The organism is Plantactinospora mayteni (assembly GCF_016862935.1).
Lineage (GTDB): Bacteria > Actinomycetota > Actinomycetes > Mycobacteriales > Micromonosporaceae > Plantactinospora > Plantactinospora mayteni.
Map to the genome: position 1 here is coordinate 540646 of NZ_BONX01000023.1, position 20892 is coordinate 561537.

At 69.0% G+C, this 20892-nt stretch carries 20 protein-coding genes; 6 read left to right on the forward strand and 14 right to left on the reverse strand.

The window, feature by feature from the left end:
• Positions 1–412: 412 nt before the first annotated feature.
• A complete protein-coding gene (locus Pma05_RS18445) occupies positions 413–1408 on the reverse strand; it encodes a TIGR00730 family Rossman fold protein (RefSeq protein WP_203858634.1) in 996 nt (331 codons plus the stop codon).
• Between the two features lie 161 nt (positions 1409–1569).
• On the opposite strand from Pma05_RS18445, the gene Pma05_RS18450 reads away from it, so the two are divergent.
• The 4 genes from Pma05_RS18450 (at position 1570) to rph (ending at position 7434) form a co-directional block, all read left to right on the forward strand.
• Positions 1570–2109, forward strand: coding sequence for a PadR family transcriptional regulator (locus tag Pma05_RS18450; protein WP_239312555.1), 540 nt, complete (start codon positions 1570–1572; stop codon positions 2107–2109).
• Positions 2106–2861 (forward strand): ABC transporter ATP-binding protein, encoded by a 756-nt coding sequence (locus Pma05_RS18455; RefSeq protein WP_203858636.1) that lies wholly within the window; start codon positions 2106–2108, stop codon positions 2859–2861. Before Pma05_RS18450 ends, Pma05_RS18455 begins: the two co-directional genes overlap by 4 nt.
• A 1-nt stretch (position 2862) precedes the next feature.
• Positions 2863–4629 carry an ABC transporter permease gene (locus tag Pma05_RS18460; RefSeq protein WP_203858637.1) on the forward strand — a complete coding sequence of 589 codons (1767 nt, stop codon included), beginning with the start codon at positions 2863–2865 and terminating at the stop codon, positions 4627–4629.
• A gap of 207 nt (positions 4630–4836) precedes the next feature.
• Entirely contained in the window at positions 4837–7434 is a 2598-nt protein-coding gene (gene rph, locus Pma05_RS18465) for a rifamycin-inactivating phosphotransferase (RefSeq protein ID WP_203858638.1), read from the forward strand.
• Positions 7435–7534: 100 nt separating this feature from the next.
• Here the strand turns inward: rph and Pma05_RS18470 are convergent, their stop codons facing one another.
• Positions 7535–8410 carry an alpha/beta fold hydrolase gene (locus Pma05_RS18470; protein ID WP_203858639.1) on the reverse strand — a complete coding sequence of 292 codons (876 nt, stop codon included), beginning with the start codon at positions 8408–8410 and terminating at the stop codon, positions 7535–7537.
• Between the two features lie 254 nt (positions 8411–8664).
• Between Pma05_RS18470 and Pma05_RS18475 the strand changes: the two genes are divergently transcribed.
• Positions 8665–9672, forward strand: coding sequence for an NAD(P)/FAD-dependent oxidoreductase (locus Pma05_RS18475; protein WP_275414706.1), 1008 nt, complete (start codon positions 8665–8667; stop codon positions 9670–9672).
• 48 nt (positions 9673–9720) lie between these two features.
• On the opposite strand, the gene Pma05_RS18480 is transcribed toward Pma05_RS18475, so the two are convergent.
• The 9 genes from Pma05_RS18480 to Pma05_RS18520 all read right to left on the reverse strand — a co-directional run bounded on the left by Pma05_RS18480 (position 9721) and on the right by Pma05_RS18520 (position 16108).
• Positions 9721–10065 (reverse strand): thioredoxin family protein, encoded by a 345-nt coding sequence (locus tag Pma05_RS18480; RefSeq protein ID WP_203858641.1) that lies wholly within the window; start codon positions 10063–10065, stop codon positions 9721–9723.
• On the reverse strand, positions 10062–10382 hold the full coding sequence (locus Pma05_RS18485) for a hypothetical protein (RefSeq protein WP_203858642.1): 321 nt from the start codon (positions 10380–10382) through the stop codon (positions 10062–10064). Before Pma05_RS18485 ends, Pma05_RS18480 begins: the two co-directional genes overlap by 4 nt.
• Entirely contained in the window at positions 10372–11130 is a 759-nt protein-coding gene (locus Pma05_RS18490; protein WP_203858643.1) for a hypothetical protein, read from the reverse strand. Before Pma05_RS18490 ends, Pma05_RS18485 begins: the two co-directional genes overlap by 11 nt.
• A gap of 47 nt (positions 11131–11177) precedes the next feature.
• Entirely contained in the window at positions 11178–11684 is a 507-nt protein-coding gene (locus Pma05_RS18495; protein ID WP_203858644.1) for a hypothetical protein, read from the reverse strand.
• 302 nt (positions 11685–11986) lie between these two features.
• Positions 11987–12691 carry a WXG100 family type VII secretion target gene (locus Pma05_RS18500; protein WP_203858645.1) on the reverse strand — a complete coding sequence of 235 codons (705 nt, stop codon included), beginning with the start codon at positions 12689–12691 and terminating at the stop codon, positions 11987–11989.
• Positions 12692–12701: 10 nt separating this feature from the next.
• Positions 12702–13019: a type VII secretion target gene (locus Pma05_RS18505; protein ID WP_203858646.1), complete on the reverse strand. Its 318-nt coding sequence runs from the start codon at positions 13017–13019 to the stop codon at positions 12702–12704.
• A 3-nt stretch (positions 13020–13022) separates the two neighbouring features.
• Positions 13023–13466, reverse strand: a complete 444-nt coding sequence (locus Pma05_RS18510; protein WP_203858647.1) for a YbaB/EbfC family nucleoid-associated protein — start codon at positions 13464–13466, stop codon at positions 13023–13025.
• 258 nt (positions 13467–13724) lie between these two features.
• Positions 13725–14759 carry a hemolysin family protein gene (locus Pma05_RS18515; protein ID WP_203858648.1) on the reverse strand — a complete coding sequence of 345 codons (1035 nt, stop codon included), beginning with the start codon at positions 14757–14759 and terminating at the stop codon, positions 13725–13727.
• Positions 14756–16108 carry a hemolysin family protein gene (locus tag Pma05_RS18520; RefSeq protein ID WP_203858649.1) on the reverse strand — a complete coding sequence of 451 codons (1353 nt, stop codon included), beginning with the start codon at positions 16106–16108 and terminating at the stop codon, positions 14756–14758. Before Pma05_RS18520 ends, Pma05_RS18515 begins: the two co-directional genes overlap by 4 nt.
• A 276-nt stretch (positions 16109–16384) precedes the next feature.
• Here Pma05_RS18520 and Pma05_RS18525 point away from each other — a divergent pair, with 276 nt between their 5' ends.
• Positions 16385–16993 carry a hypothetical protein gene (locus Pma05_RS18525; RefSeq protein WP_203858650.1) on the forward strand — a complete coding sequence of 203 codons (609 nt, stop codon included), beginning with the start codon at positions 16385–16387 and terminating at the stop codon, positions 16991–16993.
• 202 nt (positions 16994–17195) lie between these two features.
• Here Pma05_RS18525 and Pma05_RS18535 read toward each other — a convergent pair whose 3' ends face one another.
• The 3 genes from Pma05_RS18535 to Pma05_RS18545 all read right to left on the reverse strand — a co-directional run bounded on the left by Pma05_RS18535 (position 17196) and on the right by Pma05_RS18545 (position 20864).
• Positions 17196–18860, reverse strand: a complete 1665-nt coding sequence (locus Pma05_RS18535; RefSeq protein WP_239312558.1) for a glycoside hydrolase family 30 beta sandwich domain-containing protein — start codon at positions 18858–18860, stop codon at positions 17196–17198.
• A gap of 196 nt (positions 18861–19056) precedes the next feature.
• A complete protein-coding gene (locus Pma05_RS18540; RefSeq protein ID WP_239312561.1) occupies positions 19057–20685 on the reverse strand; it encodes a glucuronyl esterase domain-containing protein in 1629 nt (542 codons plus the stop codon).
• Positions 20682–20864 (reverse strand): hypothetical protein, encoded by a 183-nt coding sequence (locus Pma05_RS18545; RefSeq protein ID WP_203858651.1) that lies wholly within the window; start codon positions 20862–20864, stop codon positions 20682–20684. Before Pma05_RS18545 ends, Pma05_RS18540 begins: the two co-directional genes overlap by 4 nt.
• Positions 20865–20892: the final 28 nt, after the last annotated feature.

A 20892-nucleotide genomic window follows, 5' to 3' on the forward strand; every position in this document is an offset into this window, starting at 1 on the left:
AGAGCTCACCACGTTCCGGCGAGCGCGGAGCGGTGGCCGGGCACGACCGCGCCGACGACACCGGTCAGCACGGCCACCACCGCAGGCACCGGACCCGGATATTATCTCCCAAAAGCACCACGCCATTGTGTTCCCGGGGCGCGGTCGAGGCTCGACGCCGGGCCGGTGGAGGTCCAGCACCCGGCCCGTGGTCATCCGGCGTTGTCGCTACGGCTCGTCGCGCTGGCGCCGGTCCCAGGTGCGGTTGACCTGCCGGACGACGACGAGCGTCAGGGTCGCCAGGGCGGCGAGGCCGGCGGCGATACCGATCCCGACAGCCACTTGCTGAAGCTCTCGCTCCACGCCAGCGTGACCACGGTGGAGTGGTCCCACGTGTGTCGTGCGTACCTGCCGAGGGGGCGGGTCGGTAGCCTCAGCGGGTCCACTTGGGGACGGGTGGCGTCCAGGCCGCCCATGCGTCGAGCAGGTCCTCCGGAGTACGGACGACGATGAGCGACTCCCGGTACCGGGCGGACAGGAACCCTTGGTCGACCATCCGGTCGATCATGGTCAGCAGTGGTTGCCAGAACCCGTCGACGTCGTAGAGTGCCACCGGCTTGGCGTGGATACCGAGCTGCTGCCACGTCCAGACCTCGAAGAACTCCTCCAACGTCCCCGCGCCCCCCGGCAGGGCAACGAACACGTCGCCGAGTTCGGCCATCCGCAGCTTGCGCTCGTGCATGTCGGGCACCACCTCGAGCCTGGTGAGCCCGGTGTGCGCGATCTCACCGTCGACCAGAGCCTGCGGCATGACGCCGACCGCCCGCCCCCCGGCAGCAAGCGTCGCATCAGCCAACTGGCCCATCAGGCCGACCTTGCCGCCCCCGTACACGAGACCGACGCCTTCGGCCGCGAGTACTCCGGCGAGCTTCACCACGGCGTCCGAATAGACCGGGTCGACGCCCTGCGCCGACCCGGTGAACACGGTCATCCAGCGGGCCGCCAGAGCCCGTGGCGGATAGCCGATCGCGGGAAGCACCCGCTCGGAGAGGAGCGGAGCCAGGTCAGCCGGCAGTGGTTGCTCCGAGACGGCCAGCCATCGCAGTTCGGCAATCTCCGACGCCGGCGACCCCACCTGAACGGTCGGGTACTCGAAGACCGTTGCTTCGATTTCGACACCGGCCTCGTTCGCCGCCGGCGCCCGGAACACGCCGACCTCACGGAGCGCTGCGGGATCGAGCAGCACGCCCAGTTCCTCGGCACACTCGCGAACCGCCGTCTCACGACGGGACTCACCCGGCTCGGGCTTGCCACCGGGGAGCATGAATCTCTCGGTGCCCTGCTTGCGGACGGTCAGGATCGAACCCGACGCGTCTCGGAGGACCACCGCACAGACCCGGACACGACCTCCGATGATCTCCGCAACCACACCTCGCATGGTAGCCCGCCCACTCGCCCTGCGACGCGGGCCAGCCCGACGGTGTGGACGGGCTCGCGGGGGACGGTCGGCCCCGGCTGCCGTACTCCCTCCGAGTTGACATCGCTATGGCTAGCGGTTATCTATTGTTGACCTACGGAGGGGTGTGCTGGGTGCAGGACGTGGTACTGGCGATGCTGGCGAAGGAGCCGGCGTACGGGTACGAGCTGCGTAGCCGGATGCGTGCTGCGCTCGGCCCGCTCGGCGAGGCGATGAACGCCGGGCAGATCTACGTGACGCTGGCCCGGCTGGCGAAGGCGGGGCTGGTGACCTCGCAGCACGCCGAGGGGCTGCCGGACCGGCCCGACCGTCGGGTCTACGCGCTGACTCCGGCGGGGCAGGAGCGGGTCGCCGCGTGGCTGGCCGAGGTGAGCTGGCCGAAGCCGGACCTCGGCGAGTTCCATCTCAAGTTGGTGGCCGCCGCGGCCGCGCGGCTGGCCGATCCGGTGGCCCTGGTCGACGCGCAGCGGCGCGAGGTGCTGCGCCGGCTGCGGGATGCGCAGCGGGCCGCGTTGGAGCGGTCGATGGATCCGGTCGTCGGGTTGTTGCTGGAAGGGGTCGTGCTGCGGCTGCGGGCCGACCTGGAGTGGCTGGAGGCGTGCGAACGCATGTGGACCGAGCGTGATCGGACCGAGCGGAAGGCGGGAGCATGACCGGGTCGGCGCTGCTACGGGCACGCGGGGTGACCAGGTGGTACGGCCGGGGAAGCGCGCTGGTCCGCGCCGTCGACGAGGTCGACCTGGAGGTGCCCGCCGGGCAGACGCTGGCGATCATGGGGCCCAGCGGCTGCGGGAAGTCGACCCTGTTGCACCTGCTCGGCGGGCTGCAACGGCCCACCGACGGCGAGATCTGGCTGGCCGAACACCGGATCGACGGGATGAGTGAGCGCGGCCTGGCCCGGCTGCGGCGCCACCACGTCGGCTTCGTCTTCCAGTCCTTTCACCTGATGGACGAACTCACTGCGGTGGAGAACGTCGAGCTGGCCGCGTTGCTGGCCGGGCAGTCGCCCCGCCGGGCCCGGCAACGTGCCCTGGATCTGCTCGACCGGGTCGGACTCGCCGACCGCGCCAAGCACCTGCCGTCGGCGTTGTCCGGCGGGCAGCGTCAGCGGGTGGCCATCGCCCGGGCGTTGAGCAACGAGCCGCTGCTCGTGCTGGCCGACGAACCGACCGGAAACCTGGACAGCGCCGCCACCCTGGAGGTTCTGCGGTTGTTCGAGGAGCTGCGCAGGTCGGGGCAGACGCTGGTGGTGGTCACCCACGACCCGCGCATCGCCGCGGTCGCCGACCGGATCATCTCCATGCGCGACGGGGCGTTCGCCGACGACAACCGGCTCGTCGGCACCACCACCATCGGCACCACCACCGCCGCCGGCACCGGCACGGTCTACGGCCGGGTGCGCTGAGGTGGCCGGGCGTCTGCTGCTGGTGTGCCGGCTGATGGTGCGGGACCTGCGCCGGCGGCGCACCGAGACCGTACTGCTGCTGGTCGCGATCAGCGCCGCGACGGCGACACTGACTCTCGGGCTCGCCCTGAACAACGCACTCGCCAAACCGTACGAGCGGACCCGAGCCGCCACCGCGGGCCCCGACGTGGTGGCGATGCCGGGAGCGACGGGCCCGCAGGCTCTGGCCGCCCTCGCGCCGCTGGCCAGCGCGCCCGGGGTCACCGCGCACAGCGGGCCGTACCCGATCGCTTATCTGATGCTGACCGCACACGGCAAGACCGTGCAGGTGGTCGTCCAGGGCCGGGACAACTCCCCGGCCGCCCTCGACCGGCCCGCGGTGACCACCGGCACCTGGGTACGCCCCGGCGGGGTGGTCATCGAACCGACCTTCGCCAACGCCCTCGGCGTACGCACCGGCGACACCGTCGCCATCAACGGCCGCCCGCTGCGGGTGGTCGGCACCGCGGTCACCGCCGCCAGAGCCGTCTACCCGAACGCCGACTGGCGCTTTGGTCCGGGCAGCCCCCTGGTCCAGCTCGCCGGCCTGGCCTGGGTCGACAGCAGCGAGATCGGCGTACTGGCCGACGCCAAGCCACCGTCGTACACCCTCAACCTGAGATTCGCCGACCCACACGCCAGCACCTCCTTCCGGCACATGAGCAGAGGCGGGATCGAATACACCAGCTGGACACAGATCGCCGAGACGGACGGCAGGCTCGTCAAACAGGCGCGCCTGGCCCTACTGGTCGGCGCCTGGCTACTCACCGCCCTCGCGGTGGCCAGCGTCGCCAACATCGTCGCCGGCCGCGTCGTCGACCAACGCCGCCGGGTGGGACTACTCAAGGCCGTCGGCGCCGGACCGGCCATGATCGCCGCCGTCCACCTCGCCGAGTACCTCGTCATCGGGCTCGCCGCCGCCGGCACCGGCCTGACCGCCGGCTGGCTCACCGCCCCCGCACTGACCAACCCCGGCGCCGGACTCCTCGGCTCCACCGGTACCCACCCGCCCGCGCTACGTACCGTGCTCGCGGTCACCGTCCTCGCCCTCGCGATCGCCGCCGCGGCGACGCTGGCACCCGTGCTGCGCGCCGCCACCACCGACACCGTGCACGCGCTGGCCGACGCCGCCACCCCACCCCGACGCCGCCGGTGGCGCGTCTGGCTGTCCCGCCGAATGCCCACCGCCCTGCTGATCGGGGTACGCGTCAACGCCCGCCGCCCCCGCCGCGCCCACCTCGTCATGGTGAACACCCTGATCACCACGACCGCGCTCGCCGCCTTGTTCATGGGCCTCGCACAGGACCAGCAGGTCAGGCTCGGCGAATCGGAGCTGGCCAGTCCCCGGAACACCCGAACCCTCCAGGCCATGTTCCTCGTCGTCGTCGTGCTGTGCGTCCTCGCGCTCGTCAACGCCATCGTGAGCACCTGGACCGCGGTCCTCGACGCCCGTCACCCCCTGGCCGTCGCCCGCACGCTCGGCGCCACACCCGCACAGGTGACCGCGGGCATGGCGGTAGCGCAGCTCCTACCGGCGATACCCGGCGTGGCCCTCGGGATCCCGGTCGGCATCGGGCTGTATCTGGTCGCCACTCCGGGCCAGCCCCAGTACGCACCCGCCTCCTGGATGCTCGCCGTGGCACTCGCGGTCCTGTTCGCCGTCGCCGTGCTCACCGCCATCCCCGCGCTGGCCGCCACCCGCCACCCGGTCGCCGACGCCCTCCAGTGAACCTTTCGCACCCTCCCCTTGCGGTCCGACGGACCGCAAGGTCGGACGCGGTACCCGGTTCAGGTTGACAGAGCGTGACGGCAAAGGCAAAGGCAGGGAGATCTCTCCCTGCCACTCTTAACGTATAGCGCACCCGGGGGCTTGCGGCAAGACCCGTGTCGTGGCGCAGAATCGTCGGCCGAGGCCACAACAACCTGCGGAGATGGGATGATCGAGCAGTACGTGTGGGATCTTCAAGATGTTGACGGGATGCCCGTCACGGTCGTTGGCGGCAAGGGCGCACACCTGGGCGGGCTGTCGCGGATCGAAGGCATCCGCGTACCGGCTGGCTTCTGCGTGACGACGGACGCCTTCCGGCGGATCATGGCGGAAGCGCCGTCGATCGACGATCGGCTCGACAAGCTGTCGCGCCTGGACCAGGACGACCGGGAGGCGATCCGCACGCTCAGCGCGGAGATCCGCCGGACCGTCGAAGATATCGCCATCCCGGGCGATCTCGCGGCGGCGATCACCCGGGCGCTCGCCGAGTTCGGCGAGCACGCCGCCTACGCCGTCCGATCCAGCGCGACGGCAGAGGACCTGCCGACGGCCTCCTTCGCCGGCCAGCAGGACAGCTACCTGAACGTCGTGGGGCCGGCGGCGATCCTCCAGCACGTCAGCCGGTGCTGGGCGTCGCTGTTCACCGAGCGGGCCGTGGCCTACCGCCAGCGGAACGGCATCGACCACCGTACGGTCCAGATGGCCGTTGTCGTGCAGCGGATGGTCTTCCCGCACGCGGCCGGCATCCTGTTCACGGCCGACCCCGTCACGGGCAACCGGAAGGTCGCCACCGTGGACGCCGGTTTCGGCCTCGGCGAGGCCCTGGTCTCCGGCCTGGTGAACCCGGACGTCTTCAAGGTGCGCGACGGCCGGATCGTCGCCAGAGCGGTCGCCGCCAAGCAGCGTGCCGTGCACGCCCTGCCGGCTGGCGGTACCCGGGAAGTGGCGATCGACCCGCAGCGGCAGGAGCAGCCGGCGCTGACGGACCCCCAGGTCGTACGGCTCGTGCAGCTCGGCCGGCGGATCGAAGCGCACTTCGGCCGCCCGCAGGACATCGAATGGTGCCTGGTCGACGACGAGTTCCAGATCGTCCAGAGCCGGCCGATCACCACGCTGTTCCCCATCCCCGCGACCCACAACGCAGAGAACCACGTCTATGTCTCAGTCGGCCACCAACAGATGATGACCGACCCCATGAAGCCCCTCGGGATCTCCATGTGGCAACTGACGGCCATGGCGCCGATGCACGAGGCCGGCGGGCGGCTGTTCGTCGACGCCACCCGGAGGCTGGCCTCGCCCGCGAGCCGCGCCGGCTTCCTGGAGATGGTGGGGAGGTCCGATCCGCTGACCAGGGACGCGCTGGAGACCGTCCTCGACCACGACGGCTTCGTCCCGTCGCTCCCGGACGAGGGTCCCGTTGGGCCCCCGGCCGGCGGCGCGTCCGCCCCGATCGAGACCGATCCGGCCATCGTCACCGGGCTGATCGAGCGCAGCCAGGCGTCCATCGCCGCCCTGCGGCGCGACATCGCGGCGCTGACCGGACCGGCGCTGTTCGACTTCCTGCTGGAGGCCCTCCAGGAGCACAAGCGAGTCCTCGGCGATCCGCTGAACATGCAGGCGATCATGGCGGGGATGGAGGCCACCTGGTGGCTCAACGACCAGTTGCAGGAGTGGCTGGGCGAGAAGAACGCGGCCGACACGCTCACCCTGTCCGCCCCCGACAACGTCACCTCGGAGATGGGACTGGCGCTGCTCGACGTCGCCGACGTGATCCGCCCGTACCCGGAGGTGGTGGCGTTCCTGCGGGGCGTCGAGGACGAGGGCTTCCTGGACGAGCTGCCGAAGCTCGCGGGCGGGATCGAAGCGCGCGACGCCATCGCGGCCTACCTCGACCGGTACGGCATGCGCTGCGTCGGCGAGATCGACATCACCAGGGCCCGCTGGAGCGAACGCCCCAGCACGCTCGTGCCGCTGATCCTCGACAACGTCAAACTCTTCGAGCCGGGCGCCGCCGCGCGGCGCTTCGCGCAAGGGCGGCAGGAGGCGCGGCAGAAGGAACAGGACGTACTGTCACGCTTGCGGGCCCTGCCGGACGGCGAGCAGAAGGCCGCCGAGGCCAAACGGATGATCGACCGGGTCCGGACCTTCATCGGGTACCGGGAGTACCCGAAGTACGGCATCGTCAGCCGCTACTTCGTCTACAAGCAGGCCCTGCTGGCGGAGGCCGAGCGCCTCGTGCGGGCCAACGTGCTCGCGGAGCAGGAGGACATCTTCTACCTCACGTTCCAGGAACTCCACGACGTCGTACGCGCGAACCAGGTGGACGACCAGCTCATCCAGCAGCGCAGGGAGGCGTTCCGGTCGTACCACGCGCTCACGCCGCCCCGGGTGCTCACGTCGGATGGCGAGGCCGTCGCCGGGGCGTACCGGCGCGACGACGTACCGGCCGGTGCCCTGATCGGCCTGCCGGTTTCCGCCGGGACCATCGAGGGGAGGGCGCGGGTCATCCTCGACATGGCGCGGGCCGATCTCGAGGCGGGTGACATCCTGGTCACGGCCTACACCGATCCCAGCTGGTCGCCCCTGTTCGTCGCGATCACGGGCCTGGTGACGGAGGTGGGCGGCCTGATGACCCATGGCGCGGTGATCGCCCGGGAGTACGGCCTGCCGGCCGTCGTCGGTGTGGCCGATGCCACCCGGCTCATCCGGGACGGGCAGCGGATCCGCGTGCACGGGGCCGACGGGTACGTCGAGATCCTGCCCTGACCGGCCACACCGAGAAGGCCCATCCGTAGCCTGCGGCTGGGACAACGCCACACCGCTCGGGCCGGGAGCAGTGCGACGCTGGCCGCACAACCCGAGCCGGTCAACCGGCGGCCAGAACCTCTCGTAGCCTCGCCGCGAACTCTTCGGGCTTGCCGGCGTAACCGAACTGGCCGCCGAGGAAGCCGCCGTGATGGCTCGGGAACACCGTGGCTTCCTGGCCGAGCAGGGCTGCGATGCCGACGGCGGTACGCGCGGTGTACGTTCCCGCCGACTCCTCGCCGACCGCGATGACGATCCGGGTCGGTGCCGCGGTGAGCGCCGCCGCGTCGGGGCGGTAGTCGGTGATCGCCCACGAGTTCTTCGACAGCAGCGGATCGTCGCGAGTGCCGTCGTCATCGGTCGGCAGGCCGAACATCACCGGGTCGGGCTCGGGCTGGGCAAAGTAGGCATCGGTGAACTCGCCCTCCCAGGACGTCATCGCGATGAACGCGGCCATGCCCGCGCCGGTGCCCTTCGCCTGGTACGCATCGTGGAAGGCACCCCGGGCGCGTTCGGCGGCCTCGGCGTCGGGTAGTACAGCGTTGATCGGCGGCTCGTGCGCCACCAGCGTGACGACATCGCCCGGGTGGGTCGCGACCAGTTCGAGCGCGGTCACCGCACCGCCGCTGCTGGCGAACATGTCGACCGGACCGGCACCGAGCGCCTCGACCAGAAGGTGCAGGTCGGCGGCCTGATGCTGCGGCGTGTGATCGGATCGGGCGTCCTTGCGGACGCTGCGACCCAGGCCGCGCGGGTCGTAGGTGACGACCGTACGGTCCGTGAAGTGGGTGGCGAGCGCTTCGAAGCCTTCCGCTGTCATCGGCTGGCCGATCATGACCAACACCGGACGCCCATCGGCTGGCGGGAGCGGGCCGCGAACGTCGTAGACCAGGTCGACGCCCGGCAGGGCGAGGGTGTGTGTCTGCGTTTCCGTCATGACGCCGAGACTACGGCCGGCGGTACCACCCGCGCTGTAGCGACCGGCGATGATGCGCGGCGAACCAGGGAGCCCAGTCTGAGCGGTCGTCAGTCTTTCGCTTTTCCGCTGCTAGACCACTGCTAGACCACCTGGTGTTCCGCGTCTGCATCCCGTTACCGGCAGTCGTCGATCAGCGGGCGTCGGCCCATTGGGCTGCCCGCACGGACGGAGCCGCTGCGGACAGTAAGGTTGCCAACGTGTTGAGCGCACCGGTGGAAAGGCACGTAGTCGTCGTCGGGGCTGGCATCGTCGGCGCGTCGGTGGCTTATCACGCCGCCCGGGCGGGCGCCACCGTGACGTTGGTCGACGCCGGGCGGCCAGGAGCCGGCGTGACGGCGGACTCGTTCGCTTGGGTCGGAGCGTCTGGCGTGCGTACCGGTCCGGCGGCCGGGATACGGGCCACCGCGACGGAGGAGTACCGCCGAGTCGAGGCCGAGTTGCCGGGACTCCCGGTGATCTGGTCCGGCTCACTGAGCTGGCGCGCGGAGGGCGGCGCGCCGGAGGCCGGGCCCGGACAGGAGATTGTGGACGCGGCCACCGTGATGACGCTCGAGCCCAACCTTCGACAGCCACCGGAGTGGGCCGTCTGGGCACCCGGCGACGGCGCCGTCGACTCGGTGGGCGTGACCGAGCGGCTGGTCGCGGGCGCCCGCGCCCATGGCGCCCGGGTATGTCTGGACACCGCGGTCACCGCGGTCCGTCGGGATGCGGCGGGCCGGGTTGCCGGGGTCGAGACGGCCGCAGGACTCCTCTCCGGTACGACTGTGGTGTTGGCGGCCGGTGTTGCCACGGCCGCGCTGGGCGCGCCGCTCGGCGTGCGTGTCCCGGTCGAGCCGTCGCCGTGCCCGCTCTTCCGGTTTCGCGCGCCGGCCGGTCTGGTCCGCACCGTGGTCAACACTCAGGACTTCGATCTCCGGCAGGTCGCCGCGGACCGGCTGATCGTCGCGGCGGACTCGCCCGAACGGACCCTTGCCGCCGTCCGGTCCACTTTCCGCGGTACCGGGAGCGTCGAGCTGCTCAGCACACGACTCGGAGTACGCCCAATGCCGGTCGACGGTGAGCCGATCGTCGGTCCGGTCGCCGAGGTACCCGGTCTCTACCTGGCGGTGATGCACGCGGCGGTCACGCTTGCCCCGGCCGTGGGCCGCCTTGTCGCGCGGGAGTTGGTCGACGGCATCGTCGAGTCGGCGTTGTCGGGTTGTCGCCCCGATCGCTTCTAGCGTCCCGCAGCTGAATCTCGTTTACCGGTGTTGGCGTTGGCTTCCGCGTTACGGCGTTGCGATGTTCGGTCCGACGGCCTGCTCGATCTCCTCGATGAGCCGGTCGGCGGGGCGTACTCCGAGTAGCACGCGCTGCATGATGCCGAGGTTGAGCAGTACCGAGGTCGGGGTCTGGGTCACGCCCCATCCCTGGGTGGTGACCGGGTTGGTGGCCACGTCGACCGTGGCGACCAGCAGGCTGTCGCCCAGTCGCTGCGCCACCTCGGCGAGTACGGGCGAGAACGCCCGCCGGACGTCGCCGCTGTCGGGCAGGAACACCAGCAGGACCGGTGTCTGGCTGTCGACGACCCGGGCCCGGTAGGTCGCATCGGTGACCGGGACGACGTAGCTCATAGCTCCTCTTCCGGTTGACGCTTCCATTCGAAGGCGGTGCGCCATCGGTTGTCGTCGTAGAGATAGCTGAGGAATGCGTCGGTGACCGCGTCCTTGGGCTGGGGGAACGGCGAGGCGTACGCCCGGTCGGGCCCGCCCTCGCGGTAATCCACATCCAGCCGGCCGTCGTCGACGGCATAGGTCTGGATGTAGTAGTGCGGCCGGATCCTGAGGACGGCGAACCGCGGGCCACGGCTGTTCAGGCGCGCTATCCCGGCGCGGATGTCCGCCTCCGTCGCGTCGTGGATCAGGTCCTGGTCCTCGATGTCAAGATTCATCGTCGACGCCCTCGGTGAGGAACGTGTGGGCGTACACCAGCAGGTCGGTCAGCTCGATCGCCCGGCCCTGCCCGCCCTCGGCGGCCAGCCGCAGGCCGTCCTCCCAGTACGCTCGGCGCAGCTTGTTCTGGAAGTTCTGGAAGTCGATCCACGCACCCTCGGCCTGGTCGAGCTTGCGCAACTCGCCGTACAACAGGTCGGTTCTGGCGAGGCCGAGTTCGGGGCCGATGCTGCCGCCGCCGGTCTTCGGGTTGTCGAAACGCATCTTGAGGAATGGCCTCGACACCCGGTGGATGTTGGCGGATTCCAGGAACTTGCCGAACCGGTCCACCGCCTCGATCTGCGACTCGCGGCCGGAGAACTCGCAGCGCCACGCCGGGAACACCTGATAGGTGACCTCTGAGAGTTCGGGAATCTTTTTGTGCAGACGGTAGACGGCTGGGATCACACCGCCGACCGTGTCGAACTCGTAATTGGAGTCCGCCGGTGGCGTGTAACCTTCGAGAACCGCGAACGGCACGGCCGCCAGCACCTCGGTGCTGCGCTCCCGGGCGAAGGACAGGACGCTGACCATGAGCTCCTCGTCCCCTTCGCCGCGCACGTTCATCTGCACCGCGTGCGCGCCATCGGGGGTGAGGGCCAGGCCGTAGGTGAACATGGTGCTCAGCGACCAGGTCCACGCGTCCTGGATCCCCGGTAGGGGCCGGACGCCGGCGAAACCCTGGACGACATTGGCGATATCGATCACGACACTCCAGTTCGGTTACCGGCAGCTGGCGCCCTCGGGGTCGGACATCAGTCGGGAGTATACCCCCCGCCAGTTTCCTGTTCGTATCTCAACCCCAATGTCGCGCCGCCCCTGGAATTCTCCGACCGCAGCATGGGCTGAAGATTGTCGACGTTATTGTACCAGTCATTCCGATACTGCCTGGAATTGAACCGGCCATTGTCGTTCCAGTCCTGAACGACTGGCTTGTTATGTTCGTAGGTGATCTCGTCGCCGTCCGGGACGTCGATAACCTCACCGTTCTCGTCGAGCCAGGTCATGTCTTCCCTGGGCATCCGCTGACCGCCGGGCATACGCGGCCACTCCCCGGCGAGCGCACCTTCCACCGTGTACCTGCGGGCCATGTCGTCGTGTGTGGACTCGCGGTAGCCGCCGGGATACTCGCTGTCCCGGTTGTGCGCGCCAGGTGGCGCCGTCGGATCCTTGGCGTATCCGCCGTCCGGCCCGTGCAGGCGCCCGTTGGCGTCGTACTTGTAGCCGGGCGGTAGCGGATCGCCGGTGATCGTGCTGGTCACCGGCGACTGGGTGGTGGAGCTGGCCGCGCTCGCATTACCTACCCGGCCGGCCTGGAACGTCGCCTGTACGGCGGTGTGGCCCCCGTCCACACTGCCGGCGTTCCCACCGGACGGTCTCCTCCCCGGCGACGCGGCGTCGCTGTCGCTCCCGGTGCGGGTGGTCGAAGGAGTGTCGGTGCCGGCGTGGGATCCCCCGCTGCCTCTGGCCATCGGCGCCCTACCAACTCTCGGCGGCGAGGCGAACAGCCGGCTCGGTCATGCCGCCCCCACCAGTCGTACGGGAAGTCCGCGCAAGCTCATGGTCAGCTGCCCATCAGCGTCTTCAGGTTGGTAAGGCTGGTGATCAGCGCGCTGGTGTAGCTCGCGATCCGGCCGGCCCACTTCAGCACCGCCGACACGATCTGCGCCGCGACCAGCGGGATCGTGACGACCAGCAACGCCTCCGCGGCCCAGACGATCACCCGGGCGACCAGATCGCAGATCAGATCCCGGACGATGTCACGGGTGAACTGCACCAGGTTGCCCGCCGCCTGGGTCGCCGAGGCCATCGTCGCCGCCAGCACGGACAGCCCGCCGAGCCCGTCGACGTTGTTGGCCATCTTGTTCTGGTACGCCTCGGCCGCGCTGCCGCCCCAGTCAGGCAGGTCCGACGCGAGGCTGGCGTACAGGTCCTCGGCCATGGTCTGCAACGCGCCGGCCATGTTCTTCCACGTCTCGGCGTGCGCGACGACCATGTCCGGAATCCCGGCCAGCTTGTCCAGCACCTCACGCAACGGCTCGAAATGCTCCATCGCCCAGCCGAGCCCGTTGGCGAGCAGCGCACTGAACGGATCGAGCACGGTGGCCGCGGCCTCGAGCGCGAACGCCCCGCCGGCCAGCAGCCCGTCGACCCAGGAGCCGCTGTTCACCGACTGGTGCAGGCCCTGAAAGCCCTCGGCCAGCGACGATCCCGTCCACGCCGTACGCGACGAGGTCGGCGTGGCGACCAGCGCGTTGTCGGCGACCATGACGGCGACCTCACCCCGCCCCGCCGGACCGGCGGACTCGATCCGAGGACGAACTGTCAGCGGACTCGTACGCCCGGGCAGCGGTGGTCAACGCATCCGACGCCAGCGACAGGTTCTCCTCGACGTACGCGTACAACGCGTCCTGCCGCTGGTGCCGGGCCTCGAGAATCCCGGCGATCCACCCGCACAACAACCCGTAGGCCGCGTCGTTCTGGGCGATCGCCCGGCTGGCACCCTTGATCGCACCCAGTTGATCCCGCACCGCCAGCACCTTGGCCGCATGCCGGTGCAACTGTGCGGGGTCGACATTGAACGCGTCAGCCGCCATCGCCTACCCCCTTCCCCGACCGGGAGCAGGAGGCCCAGGCACGCCGTCGGTGGGCTCCGGCGGCTCAAGCAGCTGCTGCATCCGATCACCGATCGTGCGCGCCGCCACCGAGTCAGGCCCCATCGTCTCGATCGCGATCTCCCGCGACCGGTCAGCCGCCGTCACCCGCGCCTGACGCAGTGCGGACATCACCGCCCGCGCGACCGTCTCCGGATCGAACCGGTGGATCCGCTCCGTCAGCTTCAGATCGACCAAGACGCCCGTGGAGTCGACCGTCACCTCGGCCAGCCCGTTGCCGTCCTTCGCACTGGCCCGCAGCTGTCCGATCTGGTCACTCATGGCCTGCGTCCTCGCCGCCATCGCCTCGACGCGCTGCTTCCACGACCGCAAGTAGTCACGCGAGCTGTCCGGATCCAGAAACGCCTCACCGTCCGGAGTCCCCGCCATGGCCGCCACCCCCCGGCCGCCACCCGACGACCTGCCGAAGTCTAACAACGACACGCCCAGATGATCAGATGGCCTTTGCCGCCCGACTCAGGCCGTCGGAACCGGCAAATCGGCCCGACCTTGCGGCGCGCCCGGATCCGCAGATCGACGAGGAATCCAGCGGCCGTTGCCGCAGGTGTGTCGGCGCGGCAGCCTGACCGGCGTGCCGCACCGAGCATCCCCGTCCGACCCGAGTCCTTCGACGGCCGGATCCTGTGGTTACCGGGTGGTGGCGTCCTGGACCTCGCCGACGAGTTCCTCGACGATGTCCTCGAGGAAGATCACCCCGGTCGTGCCGCCGGTGTCGTCGAGGACCCGGGCGATGTGCGACCCGCCTCGCCGCATCGTGGCCAACGCGTCCTCCAGTTCGCTGTCCCTGCGTACGGCGGCGAGCCGGCGGACACGTTTGGCCGGTACAGCGGCGGTGTAGGCGCTTCCGGCCAGGTCCATGACGTCCTTGATGTGCAGATATCCGTTTGGTTCACCGTTGGCGGTGAGCAGGTAGCGGGAGTATCCGTGCTCGGCAACGGCCTGCTGGATCTGCGCCGGTGTCACGGTCGACGACAGTACGACCAGGTCGCCGAGGGGGACCTCCACGTCGCCGACGGTCTTCGCGGTGAACTCGACGACTGCGGTGAGGGTGCCCGACCCGTCGACGAGTACCCCCTCGCGGGTCGACTGCGCCACGATGGTCGCCACCTCGTCGAGGCTGTAGGTGCTGTTCGCCTCGTCCTTCGGTGTCACCCGGAACAGCCGCAGGATGCCGTTCGCGATCCCGTTGAGGCTCCAGATGACCGGTTTGAACATCCGGGCCACGAACACCAGCGGCGGAGCCAGAATCAGCGCTGCCGCCGTCGGTACGGAGAACGAGATGTTCTTCGGCACCATCTCACCGAACACGACGTGCAGGAACGTCACCAGCCCGAGCGCGACGACGAACGCGACCACCGTCACCGTCTCCGGGGAGAGCGGCGTGTGCGCGAGCGGAATCTCCAGCAGGTGGTGGATCGCCGGCTCGGAGACGTTCAGGATGAGCAGCGAGCAGACGGTGATGCCGAGCTGGCTCGTCGCCAACATCAGCGTGGCGTGCTCCATCGCCCACAGCGTGGTCTGGGCGGCGCGGCTGCCGGCCTGGGCCCTCGGTTCGATCTGGGACCGGCGGGCCGAGATCACCGCGAACTCGGCGCCGACGAAGAACGCGTTGACGACCAGCAGGACAAGCAGCCAGATGATGCCCGGCAGGTACTCGCTCACCGGGCCGCCTCCCGCGTCCGCGCACCGGCCGCACGCGGGGCCGCGGAGCCGCCGGCCCCGTCGGCGGGAACGAACCGCAGCCGGTCGACCTGGACGCCGTTGAGGTGTTCGACGCGCAGCACGCCGCCGTCGATGGCGATCTCGTCGCCGACCTTCGGGAACCGGTTGAGGCGCGCGGTGACGAATCCGGCGACGGTGTCGTAGTCGTCGTGCTCCGGAATCACGATCGTGGTCCGCTCCAGTAGTTCGTCGGGGCGTAGCGAGGCGTCGAAGAGGATCGACCGGCCGCGCCGCAGGACGACGGTCCGGGCCCGGTCGTGCTCGTCCTCCAGATCGCCGACGATCTCCTCGACCAGGTCTTCGAGGGTGACGATGCCGGCCGTGCCACCGTGCTCGTCGTAGACGACCGCGAACTGTAGGCCCTCGCCACGCAGCGCGGGCAGCAGCACATCCAGGCCCATCGTCTCCGGAACCCGCAACGGTTCGACCATCAGGTCACTCGCCCGGATCTCGGAGCGGTCTTCCAGCGGGATCGCGAACGCGTGCTTGACGTGCAGGACCCCGACGATGTCGTCGACGCCGCGGCCGACGACCGGGAACCGGGACACGCCGGTGCCTGCGGCCCGGGCGATCACCTCGGCGGCGGTAGCGGCGGAGCCGACCGCCGCCATCCGTACCCGGGGAGTCATCACGTCGGAGGCGTCCCGCCCGGAGAACCGCAGCGTGCGGTCCAGCAGCGTGGCATGTTCCGGATCGAGTACGCCGGCCCGGGCCGAGTGCCGCAGCAGCGAGCTGAGCTCCTCCGCACTACGAGCACCGGACAGTTCCTCCTTCGGCTCGATCCCGAACCCGCGGATGACGGCGTTGGCGGTGTTGTTGAACAGCAGGATCAGTGGCTTCAGCACGGTGGTGAAGAGGATCTGGAACGGCACCACGAACTTCGCCGTCCGCAGCGGCACCGCGAGAGCGAAGTTCTTCGGTACCAATTCACCGATCACCATCGAGAAGAGCGTCGCCAGGGCGATACCGACGACCGCACCGACCCCGGAGACCATGCCCTGCGGCACGCCCACGGCCTCCAGCGGGCCGGCGAGCAGAGCACTCACCGCGGGCTCGAAGGTGTACCCGGTGAGCAGGGTCGTCAGCGAGATACCGAGCTGCGCGCTCGACAGGTGCGTCGACGTGATCTTCAACGCGGAGATCGTCGGGCCGAGTCGCTTCTCACCCCGGGCCTGACGCGCTTCGACGTCGCCACGATCGAGATTGACCAACGCGAACTCGGACGCCACGAACATGCCGGTACCGACCGTGAGGACCAGTCCGATCCCCAGCAGGACAAACTCAGACATCGGTCAGCCCCTCGAACCCGGCGACCGCCCACGGGGCGGCGGCGACGAGGGGCCAGGGACTATGGGAAGGAAGATCATCCATAATCCCGTAGACAGTAGCGACCGAACCTGAAAGCAAGCTGGAAGCGGACCCAGGAGCCTCAGCCGTCCGGTCTCGATGCCGTTGTCGGCGACGCCCGAGAAGGGCTTCTGGGCGGAGCCGACACCGATGCGGGCTCCCCGGACGTCATCTCGATGGACCCAGGCTCGTACGGTGATCAGCTACGCTACGACACCGTGGGACACGTTCTCGCCCGGCTGGCCGGCTACGGAGTGGTGCTGACACCGCACTGGCCGTACATGTTCGAGCGCCACCAGGCCGGCTCGGATGCCGTACGGGTCACTCGATGGACTTCCTCCGGTCCTGTGCAGGTGGTGGTCCAGCCCGATCGGCTCACCGAGGGTCGAGAGGTCGTGGACGTTGCAGACGGGCCGAGCCATCCCTGCTGGTTCGTCGAGACGTCTGCCTTCCGTTTGCGCTGGCCCGCTCAGTTCACGATCGAGTCACCGCAGGACCAGGCCGACAGCACTCCGTTCTACCTGCACGGGCCGGGTGAGGCGACCATCTTCCCTCAGGGCCCGGTACCGCAGGAACGACTGGCAGATCCGCACGCCCTCGTCGCGGCCGGGCAAACAGTTCTCGATCACCGCGTGTCGGAGGACGGCTCCACTTTGACCGAGTTGGGCTATCAGCACAACGAAGAGGAGTGGTGGCAGGGGCATTGGACGATCCGGTACGACTCGGACCGGTTGTTGGTCTTCACGGCTCAGGCGCTTTCAGCGCACTCGACGCAGGCTCGGGAAGCCGCAGAGGTTATCGCAGCGAGTGTCGAGCGCCGTCAGTAGCGGCCCTGGGCATCTACTCATCGGCCATGTGCGCCCGCCGCTCCCTGAAGCGGCGGTGGCTCAGAATGCGGGGTCTCCGGTCGTCGGGTTCGTTGTGGTCGATGAACTCGCTACCGGAGACCCCGCCATCTATTTGTCGCTACGGCCCTGTCTGTGGCGTGGCGGGACGTCGGTTTCGGGGTGGGACAACGGGTTGGTGTGGTCAGCCGGCGGTGCAGGATCTGATTTGTGGTCGTGCCGAGCTGTTGCCGTTCATCATGGTGGTGAAGCCGAACATGTTGCCGCTGCCGTCGGAGCGCATCGTCAGTACGGTGCCGTTGCCGCTCAGGCTGGCGCTGCCGCTCCAGGTGGTGGTGATCTGCTGCGGCGAGGTGACAGCGACAACCACGCTCCAACCGCTGGCGCCGCTGACCGTCACCGCCGTGTTGTAACGATCGCCCCACACCGTGCCGGGCGTAATCGACGCGGTACAGCTACCACCGGCCGGCGGGGTGGTCGGAGTCGTCGTGGGCTGCCCGGTCGGCGGGGTGGTCGGTGCGGCGCCCTCGCTGACGGTGATGGTGGAGATGCTCCGCGCCGGGATGTTGACGGTTGCCTGTCCGTCGCTGAGATTGACTGGCTGTGACGCGGCGCCCAGGCTTTGTGAGGTGACGGTGTACTCGGCGTTCGAGATGCTCCGCGGCGTTTGGATGACGGCATTGTTGACCGCGCTGTTCGAGCGGTTGAGAATCACCAGCGTGACCTTGCCCCTGCCCTGGTAGGCCGTGACCTCCAGGGAAGAGGTTCTCGAGCTCTTCGAGAGGGCGACGCGCTTGTCGCCGGGCCGGACGTACTTGGAGTACTGCGAAAATGCCTGGCCGCGCTTGAGGACCGCGCCCTTCGTGGTCCCGTACTGCGAATCGCCGTCGCCGATGAAGGAGTAGAAGCGGCGGCCGTACCACCAGACGTATGCGCTCCAGTTGGCCTCCATCGACCTGTGCACGGTCCGCATGATGTCGTCCAGGGTCTCGTTCCAGACTGCCGGGTTGCTGGGATTTCCCCAGATGGTCGAACCATTCCCGTCGGCCGCGTGCAGGTTCCACTCGGTCATCCACTGGTTCTTGCCGTATTGGGTCGCGAGCGGATAGGAGGACAGGTTGCCACTGTTCTCGGCGTCGTACAGGTGCCCGCCGACGTAGCCGATGTTGTTGCGCGCGGTGACGTCCTGCAACGTGGGGTCGGTGTACGCGCGGTTGAATCTCAGGGATTCGCCAACCATGAGCCTGGTGTCCCTGACCTTGGTGCCCTGGTCGCGGACGAAGTTCCGCAACTCGGTGCCGGTCCAGTCCATCGAATCGTAGTCCGGGTGCCAGTCCGGCTCATTCTGGACCGAGGTCACGTCGACCGTGACGCCCTGATTCTTCATGTACTGCACGTAACCGTTCAGGTGCTCCGCATAGTCGTCGTAGTAGTCGGTCCTGAGCTTGCCGCCGTTGATCCTGCTGTTGTTCGTCTTGAAGTTCGCGGGGGCCGTCCAGGGCGAGGCAAGGATCTTGACATCGGAGCCGTACGACTTCGCCGTCTTCAGGCTGTTCGCGTACAAGCCCCACTCGCTCGACACCGGCGACACCACGGTCCGAACGATCGACAGGCCAAGCTGCCCCTGGCCCGTACCGACGAGTGTCTGGGTCTCGCCGTCCGTCCACGGGCTGCCGGAACCACCAAAGATCGGGGTCGCGGCCCCAAATCCGTCGATCGTCTGATAAGACGAGGCGGTATTGACGGTGATGTCAGGCGTCGCGGCCAACAGAGGTGGGGCGGTCAGGACTCCCGCCGCGGTGACCACCGCGGTCGCCGCGGCCACCGACAGAATCTGGTACTTCTTCACAGTTCACTCCACTAGCTCGTACGGCAACAGCCGTGAGAGGTCGATGGACGGAGCCTGCTCCTGATCGTCCAAAGCCCCCGCAGTCACGGTGGATTCATTCGATACTGGTCGACATTCAGGCACTGCCGCGCATCCTGTGGATTCGGGCAGATTGAAGTGACTTCCACGAGAGGTCAACCTGCCCGACCCGCTGGCGTTAGCCGGCGGTACAGGATCTGATTTGTGGTCGTGCCGAGCTGTTGCCGTTCATCATGGTGGTGAAGCCGAACGTGTTGCCGCTGCCGTTGGAGCGCATCGTCAGTACGGTGCCGTTGCCGCTCAGGCTGGCACTGCCGCTCCAGGTGGTGGTGATCTGCTGCGGCGAGGTGACAGCGACAACCACGCTCCAACCGCTGGCGCCGCTGACCGTCACCGCCGTGTTGTAACGATCGCCCCACACCGTGCCGGGGCTCATCGACGCCGTGCAGCTACCACCGGCCGGCGGGGTGGTCGGGGTACCGGTCGGGGGTGTCGTCGGCGGCCGGGTGGTCGGGGGTGTCGTCGGGGTGGGGCCGTCGGTCAGGGTTGGGGTCTGCCAGTCGCGCCACTGCGACAGGTTGCCGGCCTTGCGGCTGGAGATCCGGAAGGTACCGGCGGTGTTGCCGGTCTTGAGCAGGAACTTTTGGATGTTCTGTTGCAACGGGGTACGCCATTCGGACCGGGAGGCGCAGTGCGTACCGTCCGCGACGTCGGACCAGTAGGTGATGTTGTCACCGGCGCCGAGGGCTTTGTAGACCTCGGCGCCGCCCAGCGCCGCGACGCTGCCGGAGGTGGCGCCGAGCCAGTCGACGTGCGGGTTCTCCATGATGAACAGTCCGCGTGGGGCGACCATGCCGACCATCTGGTGCATGTCGACGGGTAGTCCGTTCGGGTTGCCGGTGTAGGAGCTGAAGGCGTCGCCGAGCCAGGGTTGTTCGCCGTAGGCGCTGCTGAGTGGTTGGGCGCCGCCTTCTTGCGCGACGGACCGGAGGGCAGGGACTCCGGCGGTGCCGGATTCGATGGGCATGGTCAGGGCGATGCGTTGGTCGAAGACGCCGACGGCGAAGGCGCCTTTGCCGTAGCGGGAACATCCGGTGACGCCGGTCGCGTCGGCGCGCAGGATGGACCCGCCGGACTGTTCGATGACGTCGATGAGCCGGCTGACGCCCCAGGCCCAGGCCATCAGGATTCCGGTGCTGTTGGAGGCGCCGTAGATGCTGTAGAAGGCTCCTTGTTTGTTGTTGCGGGGGGTGCCTTCGCGGCCGACGGCGAGCGGGTCGTAGTTGATGACGGCGGCGCCGGCGGCCCGGATGGTGGCGGTGTCGGCACCAAATCCGCCGACGACGAAGACGGCTGGGTATGGTGCGGAGCCGGTGGTCGGGAGTTGGACGCTGGCGGAGAAGCCGGCGCTGCGGCCCTGGTCGGACACGTTCACGGTGATGTTGCTGTTCGAGACGGTGCCGGTGACGGTGGCTGGCTTCGCGGGTTTCTGGCCGTAGATGGTTCGTTCGGCGTATTCCTTGGTTTCGGCGCGGAGGCATCGCCAGTCGGCTTTGCTGGTGATGCGGGTGCCGTTCGACTTGCGGAACGGGTCGGGGAGCCGGGAGTTCGAGGCCGGCGTACCGGAGGGCAGTGGACAGTCAGCACCCTCGTCCTCGACAGCCGCGGCCAATACGTTGACGGGGGCGGCGGCCTCGGCACTGGTCGTTCTGGCGACTGTGGACACCGCTCCAGCGGACGCGAGTGCCGCTACTGCCAGCCCGACGACTGTCGCGCGGAGTGTGGAGCGGCCCGAGTTGGTGGTCACTTGGGCTCCTTCCGGGTGGTGGTGGAAGCAATGACGGGGACTCGTGGGGGAACGAGCGCGGCGCCGGTCGGACCTGCGGCGGCGATGAGTCGCGCCGACGCGCACTCCTTGGGCAGCCGGGAGTGCCGGCGGAGCGCCGTGCCGTTGTCCCGGGGACAGCCACCCAAGGTCCTACCCACGGGCTGAGGTTACGGAAAAGTTGCGGTT